At 71.6% G+C, this 9,664-nt stretch carries 8 protein-coding genes and 1 pseudogene; 3 read left to right on the top strand and 6 right to left on the bottom strand.

All coding sequences use genetic code 11. The features are described from left to right. The coding region (locus C2142_RS04940; RefSeq protein ID WP_241002385.1) for a phosphotransferase at positions 1-542 on the top strand (542 nt) is incomplete at its 5' end. A 306-nt stretch (positions 543-848) separates the two neighbouring features. On the opposite strand, the pseudogene C2142_RS39330 reads toward C2142_RS04940, so the two are convergent. After that, a pseudogene (locus C2142_RS39330) lies at positions 849-1,137 on the bottom strand (DUF993 family protein); the annotation flags it as partial. A 182-nt stretch (positions 1,138-1,319) separates the two neighbouring features. Here C2142_RS39330 and C2142_RS04930 point away from each other — a divergent pair. After that, the gene (locus C2142_RS04930) at positions 1,320-1,982 is read left to right on the top strand and encodes a substrate-binding domain-containing protein (protein WP_241003113.1); all 663 of its coding nucleotides are present in this window, start codon (positions 1,320-1,322) and stop codon (positions 1,980-1,982) included. A gap of 43 nt (positions 1,983-2,025) precedes the next feature. Here the strand turns inward: C2142_RS04930 and C2142_RS04925 are convergent, their stop codons facing one another. Together C2142_RS04925 and C2142_RS04920 are read right to left on the bottom strand one after the other, a co-directional pair. After that, positions 2,026-3,039, bottom strand: coding sequence for a BtrH N-terminal domain-containing protein (locus tag C2142_RS04925; RefSeq protein WP_148641248.1), 1,014 nt, complete (start codon positions 3,037-3,039; stop codon positions 2,026-2,028). Next, on the bottom strand, positions 3,036-3,533 hold the full coding sequence (locus tag C2142_RS04920; protein WP_241002384.1) for a GyrI-like domain-containing protein: 498 nt from the start codon (positions 3,531-3,533) through the stop codon (positions 3,036-3,038). The genes C2142_RS04925 and C2142_RS04920 overlap by 4 nt, the downstream gene beginning before the upstream one ends. Positions 3,534-3,765: 232 nt before the next feature. Between C2142_RS04920 and C2142_RS04915 the strand changes: the two genes are divergently transcribed. After that, positions 3,766-4,569, top strand: coding sequence for a DeoR/GlpR family DNA-binding transcription regulator (locus C2142_RS04915; protein ID WP_148641247.1), 804 nt, complete (start codon positions 3,766-3,768; stop codon positions 4,567-4,569). A 143-nt stretch (positions 4,570-4,712) separates the two neighbouring features. Here C2142_RS04915 and C2142_RS04910 read toward each other — a convergent pair whose 3' ends face one another. The 3 genes from C2142_RS04910 to C2142_RS04900 form a co-directional block, all read right to left on the bottom strand. Further along, positions 4,713-5,729: an ABC transporter permease gene (locus C2142_RS04910; protein WP_206670889.1), complete on the bottom strand. Its 1,017-nt coding sequence runs from the start codon at positions 5,727-5,729 to the stop codon at positions 4,713-4,715. Next, positions 5,726-7,267, bottom strand: coding sequence for a sugar ABC transporter ATP-binding protein (locus C2142_RS04905; protein WP_241002383.1), 1,542 nt, complete (start codon positions 7,265-7,267; stop codon positions 5,726-5,728). Before C2142_RS04905 ends, C2142_RS04910 begins: the two co-directional genes overlap by 4 nt. A 226-nt stretch (positions 7,268-7,493) precedes the next feature. Continuing rightward, positions 7,494-8,540, bottom strand: coding sequence for a substrate-binding domain-containing protein (locus C2142_RS04900; protein ID WP_148641245.1), 1,047 nt, complete (start codon positions 8,538-8,540; stop codon positions 7,494-7,496). Between the last annotated feature and the right edge of the window lie 1,124 nt (positions 8,541-9,664).

The raw sequence follows: 9,664 nt of genomic DNA, 5'->3' as shown, positions 1-9,664 counted from the left end.
CGTTGAGGATGCTCCACCAGCTTCCGGCCCCGCCGTTCCCGCTCCGGTCCCTCGACACCGTCGGTGCCATCCGTCGCTCGCTGACCGCTGTCACGGCGCTCCCCGACGAGGATCTGCAGTACCTGTCCGCCCGCCTCGACAGGTTGGAGAAGTCCCTCGCGGAGGTCCGCTTCGCCCTGCCGCCGGCCTTGCTCCAAGGCGACCCGCAGCACCGGAACGCGCTGTACGACGGCTCGGCGGCCGTGCTCTGCGACTGGGACACGGCCAGCTACGGGGAGCCGGAGACCGACCTGGTGACGATCGAGATCCACTGTCGCCGGTTCGGTTACGGCAAGGCGCACTACGAGGCCTTCGCCCGGTCGTACGGCTTTGATGTCGTCGAATGGCAGGGGTACCAAGTTCTCCGGGACCTGCGCGAGTTGAGGATGATTACGACGAACGCGAAGCGCGCTGCGGCGGGTTCGGAAACGCTGGCGGAGGTTGTCCGACGTGTCTCCGGGCTGCGTGAGGGCGATGACGGGCTGCGCTGGCACATCCTGTGACGCCCTGCGATTCCGTGGTGCCGCCCCGCGAGGTGATCGCGGGGCGGCAGCGTCGGCGGTCTGCTGCGGTGCCTACACGACGCCGGAGAGGGGCGTCGCGGTGAGTCGGCTGATGCCCTCGGCTGTCTTGAGCGTGTGGTAGATCAGCGGTCGCAGGTCCGAGGGCATCTCGCTGCTCGGCTTGAGCATGAGGACGGCGCCCATGATGGAGTCGCGCCACAGGACCGGGGCGGCTGCGGAGTCCCAGCCGGCCATGCACTCCTGGCGGCCCACGCCGAAGCCGAGTTGCCGGATCTCCGCGAGCGAGGCGAGCAGCCCGCCGGTGGCGCGGGCCTCCGTGCCCGAGTGGGTGATCAGCTCGCGGGTGGCGGGCCAGTCGAGGCCCATGCCGCGCTGGGCGGTGTCCATCGCGTCGGCGATGCCGAGGCCGAGTGGCCACAGGTGACGGCGGAACGCGAGGGTGGCGTCCCAGTCGACGACGGCGGGTGCGCCGGCGGTGTTCGCCGAGCGGGTCGGCGACGACGTGGGCGGCGGCGTACGCGATCCGGGAGGTGGCCGGCGCGGCGGTGGCGGGGAGGTGCGTGGGCTCGGACATCCGGTGGCGGCCGAGGCCGGGCAGGTCGATGACGGTCATGGTGTCAACGCAATCGTGTCGGGGGTGCGGGCCGGAGTCAGGGCGTCAGGTCGGGCACGGGGAGGCGGCGGCCCTCGCGGGCGGAACGCACGCCGAGTTCGGCGAGCTGGACGCCCTTGGCGCCTTCCAGGAGGTCCCTGGTGATCGCGGGCAGCGGCTCGGTCGACCGGGACCTCACGCAGTGGTTCACGGCCGAACTGGACGCGTTCCGGTCGGACGGCGGCCAGGTGGCCTGCATCGGGGAACGCGGCATCGAGCCGTTCGTCCCGCTCGACCACGGCGGCGGGGCGGAGATCGCGGCGACCGAGCTGTGGCGGCTCGGCCACCGCCGGATCGGCGTGGTCGCCGGCCCCGCAGGCCTGCTCACCGTCCACCGGCGCCTGGCCGGGATCAGGGCGGCATGGGCCCGACTCGGGGGTGAACTCCCCGACAGCAGAGTGGTGTTCACCGACTTCACCCGGTCTGGCGGGCGGGAGGCGACGCTCGGACTGTTCGCCGCAGATGCCGGTGTCACGGCGGTGCTCGCCCTCGGCGACGTCATGGCGGCCGGGGTACTGACGGCGCTGCAGGACGACCTCGGGCGGGCCGTCCCCGAGGAGGTCTCCGTCATCGGCTTCGACGACGTGCCGTTCGCGGTGGACCTCCGGCCGTCGCTGACCACGGTCCGTCTGCCGCTGGAGGAGGCCGGCGAGCGCGCCGTCCAGCTGATCGCGGACGGCGCCTCACCGGCCCGGCAGGCGCCGCTCGGCGTGGCCCTGGTGGCGCGCGGCAGCACGGCGCCGGCGGGTGGTGCGGGCGGGGAGTGACGGGAAGTGGCGGGGCGGGGGGCGGAAGGTTCCTTGAAGGCTGTCAGGGCTGGATCATGCTTGGGGGCTCATTCCCCAGGCGGCTCAGTGCTTGCATGGCCTCGCGCTCTATCCGTGAGAGATCGCCGAGGACCGAGCCGGCCTGGACGAGGCACTGCGCATCGCCCGATTCGCCGGCCTTCTTGATCAGTGCTGACACCTCCGTCCACAGGACGGCCGCCTCGGTGTACAGCGTGTGGCCGGTGCGCAGGTGGCTGCTGTCGAGCAGATCGGTGCATTCGGCGAGGAAGTCGCGGTAGAGGTTGCGGAACAGGGCGCCGCCGGTGCCGGCCTTCTCCATCAACAGAGCGGCCTGCGGCAGGTCTCGCTGGGGGTCGTCGGTGCGCTGGAGCCATGTGCGTACCAGCTTGCCGGCCTTCTCGATGCCGCGGTGACCGAGGTTGGCGATGGGCGGGTTGAGGAAGGCGTCGGCGCAGGCGGTGATGGCGGGGACGATCTGTCCGTGTGGGGCGGGCAGGTCTCTTGGAACGGTGAGAGCGAAGGACCGGTGCTTGGCAGTCATCGGGCCACGTGCGGCCCTGGCCCGGGCGAGGCTGGTCAGGCTGGTGGAGACGGCTCCGCCTTGCTGGTCGGTGTCCACCAGGTAGGCATGGTGGTCGTCGTAGCCGTACATGGCGACGACGTGGCCGCCGAAGTGGACCTTCGAGCCGAAGTAGTCCAGGTAGTAGCTGTCGAGATGGAGTCCGACGGGGTGGCCGGCGTCGATGGCGGCCGCCACGTTGTCCCATGCCTTGCGCGGGGAGGTGGTCTCCTGGGTCAGGAGTTCCAGCCCGAGCCTGGTGGTCAGGTCTCTGGTGAGGTCGAAGGGCTTGACCCGTCCCCCGAGGAAGGGGAAGCCCATGTTCTTGCCGTCCCAGTAGATGAAGGACAGGCCGGAGCCGAGGCCGAACAGCATGGGCTCGGACAGATCAAGTCCTTGGTGCCGCAGCAGCACCCCCAGGGCTGTGGTCTCGCAGTGCTGCGTGCCGCGGGCGTCGATGCCCATGACCGTGGTCATGCCGTGCTCTCCTGGACGGGGATGATCAGTCGGGTCATCAGTTCTTCCTGTGGTGCCTCTGCCGGTCCGACGAGATAGGCCTCGCGTACGGGTGCCTGCGGGCGCAGTCCGCGTTCGTGGATGGCGGCGAAGAGTGCGTTGTAGGCCAGGGGAAGTTGCGCGTAGGGCCCGATGTGCATGGTCTCGGCAACGAGTCCGCCGGGCAGCTCCTCGAATTCCAGGCCGGGCATGACTTCCCCCTGCGGGGTCTGCGCTCCGACGGCGATCTCCATCCGCTCTTCCAGGTCGAGCGGGTACAGCCCCCACAGCGGCGGCTCCCATGCGATTCCCGCCCTGCCGAGCACGGGCAGCAGTCGACCTACGCACTCCTCGACCCCGGTTCCGATCTCCGCGGGGGTGCAGACCGCTCGCACCACCGCCAGCCGTCGTTCCGGCTCTCTGCCCAGGGTCACCTCGTAGCCGGGCAGACCGCCCTCTGCCAGCCGCTCCAGCATCTCCAGCCGGGGGCGGCCCGGGTCGGGCCGGAGCCCGGGGCGGAAAGCGCGGGGAGCGGGGCATCGGGCGTCGGACGGTGCGCGGGCGGTACGGGCGTGTCCGTCATCGCTCCGGGCGTGCATCGTTGCGGGCGTGCCGGAACCGCACTGCGGACGGCCGACCTCTGAACCGCCTACGGGCGCTGCGCTATATTCGGCCCGTCGAACGAGCAGCGGGAATTCGGGGAGTGCCGTGGCGGATCAGGGATTGCTCGCCCAGCAGCGCCGTGCACTGATCGTGGAATCGGTCCGGCGCGAAGGCGCCGTTCGGGTGGCGGACCTCGTCGCGGCTTTCGACGTTTCGGACATGACCATTCGCCGCGACCTCGACGTACTCGCGGGGAAGGGCCTCCTGGAAAAGGTGCACGGGGGAGCGGTCACCGCCTCCAGGAGCACGGAGGAACCCGGCTTCGACGCGAAGTCGACGCTGGAGTCCACGGCCAAGGCCGAGATTGCCGCTGCCGCCGCCGCTCTCGTCCGGCCGGGCAGCGTCGTCGCCCTCGGCGGCGGGACGACGACCTATGCGGTGGCCAAGCGGCTCCTCGGCATCCCCGATCTGACGATTCTCACCAATTCGCTTCCGATCGAAGTGCTCTTCCGGAGTCACGCCGCACCGGGTGCACAGGCCCCGGTCGTTCTCCTGACCGGAGGCTCCTCGACCCGTTCCCAGGCCCTCGTGGGGCCCGTTGCCGAGCACACGATCATGTCGCTCCACGCTGATCAGCTGATTCTCGGAACTCACGGCGTCACCGAGGAGGAAGGTCTCACCAGCCCCGGTCTGGCCGAGTCCCAGACGAATCGTGCATTCATCGCCCGGGCGCGCCAGGTCGTGGTGGTGGCCGACCACACGAAATGGGGAGCGATCGGGCTGAGCAGTTTTGCGCGACTGGATCAGGTGGGCTGCTTCATCACCGATGCCGGGATGCCGCCCGACGCGCAGTCGGTCCTGGCGGACAGGGTCGGTGAGCTCGTCGTCGTGGACTCCCCGGCGAAGTAGCACCGCCGGCATCCGCCGCAGCGCGCCGGACGGGCGTCCGGCTCCGGCGATCGCCGGCAGCCCCGACCGGACGTGCCGCGCTCCCGCGTCCGCTCCGGCCTCGGGCGGGAGCGGACGCGGGAGCGCGGGTGCCGGCGCCGGGATCAGGCGGGGAGTCCGACGGCGCGTTCGCCGGTGCGACGCTGCTGGATGACGACGGCGATGACGAGCAGGGCACCCTGGGCGACGTTCTGCCAGAAGGAGTTGATGCCCTGGACGGTGAGGCCGTTCTCCAGGCAGCCGAGGAGGGCGACGGCGAGCAGGGTGCCGCCGATGCCGCCCTTGCCGCCCTTGAGGGCGCAGCCGCCGAGGGCGGCGGCGGTGATGGCCTTGAGTTCGAGGCCTTCGCTGCCGGAGACGGGCTGGCCGGAGCCGGTGCGGGCGGTGAGGAGGATGCCGGCGACGGCGGCGACGGCGCCGATGAGGGCGTAGACGGCGATGAGGTACTTGTTGATGCTGATGCCGGCGAGGCGGGCGGCGGTGTCGTTGCCGCCGATGGCGTAGACGTTGCGGCCGATGTCGGTGTACTTGAGCAGGAGGTGCACGGCGACGGCGGTGAGGATGAGGATCCAGACCATCACCGGGAGGCCGGCGATCTTGCCGCGGCCGAGGAAGACGAAGACGTCGTCGTTGAGGACGTAGCCCTGGGCGCGGCCGTCGGAGAGGAGCTGGGCGAGGCCCTTGTAGGCGGCGAGGCCGGCCAGGGTGGCGATGGTGGGGTTGACCCGGCCGTAGACGATGACGACGCCGTTGAGGATGCCGACCAGCAGGCCGACGCCGACGGCGGCGGCCATGCCGGCCAGGGCGTTGGAGCCCGCGGAGGTGAAGGCCATCGCGGAGACGACGGAGGCGACGCCGGCCTGCGAGCCGACGGAGATGTCGAGGCCGCCGCAGATGATGACGACGGTCTGCACGACGGCGAGCAGGCCGGTGATGGTGGCGGCCTCGGCGATGACCTGGAGGTTGGACAGGCTGAGGAAGTTGTCGTTCAGGCTGCCGAAGAGGGCGAGGACGACGACGAGGGCGCCGATGAGGCTGAGGTTCTGTCCGCCGAGCGAGGCGAACGACGGGCGCTTGCGGGTGCCGGAATCGGTGGACCGGTGGGCCGTCGCGGTGGTCATGAGCGGCCTCCGGGGGCTGCGTCGGTGGGGGCGGGGGAGAGGGGGAGGCCGGTGGGGGCGAGGTCGTCGGCCATGGCGAGCTGGAGGATGGTCTCCTCGCTCGCCGTCGCGCGGGTGAGTTCGCCGGTGACCCGGCCGTTCTGCATGACCACCACGCGGTCGGCGAGGCCGAGGACCTCCGGCAGCTCGGAGGAGATCACCAGCAGCGCGGTGCCCTCGCGGGCCAGGTCCGCGATGATCTGGTAGATCTCGGACTTGGCGCCGATGTCGATGCCGCGGGTCGGCTCGTCGAGGATGAGCAGCTTCGGCCGGCGGGCCAGCCAGCGGGCGAGCACGACCTTCTGCTGGTTGCCGCCGGAGAGCTTGCGCACCTCGTGCTCGACGGAGGGGGTGCGCACCCGCAGCCGGTCGGTGAACTCCTGGGCCAGGGCGCGCTCCCGGCGGCGGTTCACGAAGCGCAGGCGGCGCAACCGGTCCAGTACGACCAACGAGGTGTTGTCGCGGATCGACCGGTGCAGGAACAGCGCCTGGGCCTTGCGTTCCTCGGGGGCGAGGCCGATGCCGGCGGCGATCGCCGCCCTGGGGCGGCCGGGGCGCAGGGGTCGGCCGTCGAGGGTGATGGTGCCGCTGCGGACGGGATGGTCCCCGGCGAGGGCGAGGGCGAGTTCGGAGCGTCCGGCGCCGATCAGCCCGGCGAGGGCGACGACCTCTCCGGCCCGTACCTGGAGGTCGATGTCCCGGACGTGGTCGGTGGTCAGGGAGCGGACGTCGAGGACGACCCGGTCGGTGGTGACGTCCTGGCGGACGAAGAGGGTGGAGAGGTCCCGGCCGACCATCAGGCGCACCACCTCGCCCTCGTCCGTGTCCGTGGCCTCCAGGACCCCGGCCACGGCGCCGTCGCGCAGGACGGCGATGCGGTCGGCGAGCTGGAAGATCTCCTTCATGCGGTGGGAGACGTAGATGACGGCGACGCCGTCCTGCCGCAGCCGCCGGATGAGCGCGAACAGCGCCTCCACCTCGCTCTCCGACAGCGACGAGGTCGGCTCGTCGAAGGCGATGACCTTCGCCTCGCCGGTCAGGGCGCGCAGGATCTCCACCAGCTGGCGCTGGGCGGGAGTGAGTTCGGAGCCCAGGAGGTCCGGGTCGAGGACCTTGTCGAATCCCAGCCGTTCGAGGTCGGCGGTGATCCTGCGGCGCAGTCCGGCGCGGTCCAGGCGTCGTCCGGCGGTGCGGGGCAGGGAGCCCGCGTAGACGTTCTCGGCGACCGAGACGTGCGGGATGATCTCGGGTTCCTGCGGGATGATCCGGATGCCGGCCGCCCTGGCCTCCGCCGGGGAGCCGAACGAGACCGGCCGGCCGTCGGTCATGATCCGGCCCTCGGTGGGCTGGTGGTCCCCGGTGAGGATCTTGAGCAGGGTGGACTTTCCGGCGCCGTTCTCGCCCATCAGGGCGGTGACCTGCCCGGCGGGGAAGTCCAGGCTGACGCCGGACAGGGCCTGGACCGCACCGAAGCGCTTGGTGACCCCTTCGACGGCCACGGCCAAGGCGCCGGGCCGTGCGGGGGGAGGGGGCTCCGGGGGGCGGATGCCGGGGGAGTTCATGGGAACCTCGCAGATACGTCGGGGTGCCGTGGCAGGAACGCGGATCTCGGCGGTCCCGGCGCTGTGACGGGGCGCCGCGGCACGGGTGGGTGCGTGGGCCGGGCGGGCGGGTGCGGTGGGCCGGACGTGGCCGTCGCCGCACCCGTACCGGCGCGGGGACGGGTCAGCTGCAGGTGACCCCGGAGGCCTTCCAGTTGGCGGGGTCGACCATCGTGGTCGGCGCGAAGGCCTCCTTCGGGAACTCCTTGCCGTTCTTGAGCTTGTCGACGATCGTCTGCACGGCGAGCGCGCCGACGTCCTTGCCGTTGATGAACAGTGCGGCCTTCATGCCGGAGGGCTTGTCGGTGCTCCAGTTCTTGCAGGCCAGGTAGGCGCCGAGGCCCACGCCGATGACGTTCTCCGCCTTGAAGCCGGCGTTCTCCAGCGCGGTCACACCGCCCTGCACGTTCTCGTCGTTGCAGCCCCAGACCACCCAGTGCTTGACGGTGGGGTTGGCGGTGACGACGGCGGCGATCTTGTCCTGGGCGCCGGTGGGGGTGTTGTCGGTGGCGACGTCGACGTTCTGCACGCCGTTGCCGCCACCGCTCAGGAAGGCGGTCTTGGCGCTCTTCACGCGGGAGGTGCAGACGGTGACGTCCTGCTTCCAGGCGGAGATGGTGCGGGTCTCGGCCGGGTTCCAGCCCGCCTTGGTGAACTCCTGGGCGGCCCGCTTGCCGACCTCGGTGCCCATCTGCTCCCCGCTGAAGCCGATCCGGGGCACGAGGTTCTCCGGGGCGCAGCCAGCCGGGTCGGGGCCGGTGGTGCAGATCTGGTCGTCGGAGGTGAGCAGGGCGACCTTGGCGTCCTTGGCGGTCTGGACGATCTGCGGGCCGACGGCCGGGTCGGGGACGACGACGATGATGGCGTTGCTCTTCTGGGCGATGGCGGCCTTGGCCTCGCTGACGGCCTTGTTGGCGTCGTTGCCGAGGTTGACGACCTTGAGGTCGACGCCGAGTTCGGCGGCCTTGGCCTTGGCCCCGGCGGCCTCGCCGACGAAGTACTCCTGGTCGCCCTGCTTCTGCAGGTAGGTGATGGAGATCTTGCCGTCGACCTTGGCGACCTCCCCACTGCCGCTGGGCTCGTGGCCGTCCGAACAGGCCGTGAGGGCGGCCGGGAGGAGCAGCCCCGCGGCCAGGACGGCGGAGAGTCTGCGGGTGGGTGCACTGAGCATGAGGACCCCTTGGATCGGAGGGTGGGAGGTTGGGCAGCCAGCCCGACGCTTCACAGTCGCCTAGTCGATCACGTTTAAACGAGATCAAACGCGTTGCGTCATAGAAAACTCGCCAAGCAATCGCATGTCAACATCCTGGCGTATCGGCCGGAATCGATACCGGCCCGTGACGTAGACATGACCGGCGGCGCCCGCCGCGTCTGACGTCCGTTCGGATCCGGTGGCGACGGGGGCCCCGGTCGCCACCGGGGGCCGCCGGCGGCGGGCCGGGAGGCCGGGGACCCGTTGCCCCGTGCGGCTTGCGCCCGGCCCGCACGGCGGTCGCCGTGGGCGGCCGGCGGATGGATGGGGTGTTGCTTGACGTTGGTAAATGTTGGATAGTGTTGCCAATGGTTCGGTGGAACGTGCCTCCGAGGACGCTCCCGACCTCCCCGATTCCCTCCGGCCGGTTGCCCTGACATCGCGTCGTGCCGGAGGGGGCGCCCGCGCGGTACGTCAGCCGCCCGGGCCGGGGTGCCGCCCTCATCCCCCACCTGGGCGGTGCCCCTCCTGCTCCGTCGGGTCGTCCGCCCCCGTTGCCGCCGCGGCAGAGCAGCCGTGGTGGGGGGCGGGCGTCGACGGCGGCGGTGCTCCGTGAGGGTCGGAGCCACCGCCACGGGGCCGTCGGGGCCCGGGGCTTGTGGATCCCGGCCCCGGGGGCCCGCGGCGTCACGCGTCACCTTCCCCGCCCGCCCCTTCGCCCGAGGGCGTCAACAGGACACGAGATCCGCCGGCCTGCGGGAGCCGCCGTCCCACGCGGGCGGGGGGTTCGGTCCACCCGCGGGGTGCGTGAGCCGACGGCGTGCCGGGAGCTCGACCACTCGGCAGCCGTGCCGCTCCAGCAGGCCGGCCACGCCGCGCGCCTCGGTGTCGTCCAAGGAGAAAGACGAAGGGCCCGGGGGCCAGGACGGTGCCGACCCGACCCCCGGCGACCGTCCGCAGCAGCCTGTCCAGGGCCGGGAGGCCGTCGGCCGCGCGCACGCCGTTGTCCAGGTACAGCAGCGGTTCCGGCAGGCCCATCGCGACGGCCAGGCCTTCGATGGCCCGGCGGTGGCACTCCATCGCCGTCGGGTCGAACGGGTGGC

The sequence above is a fragment of the Streptomyces sp. CB01881 genome (assembly GCF_002953255.1).
Lineage (GTDB): Bacteria > Actinomycetota > Actinomycetes > Streptomycetales > Streptomycetaceae > Kitasatospora.
The sequence above is the reverse complement of the archived record's forward strand: the minus strand, read 5'-3'. Positions and strand labels throughout refer to the sequence as shown.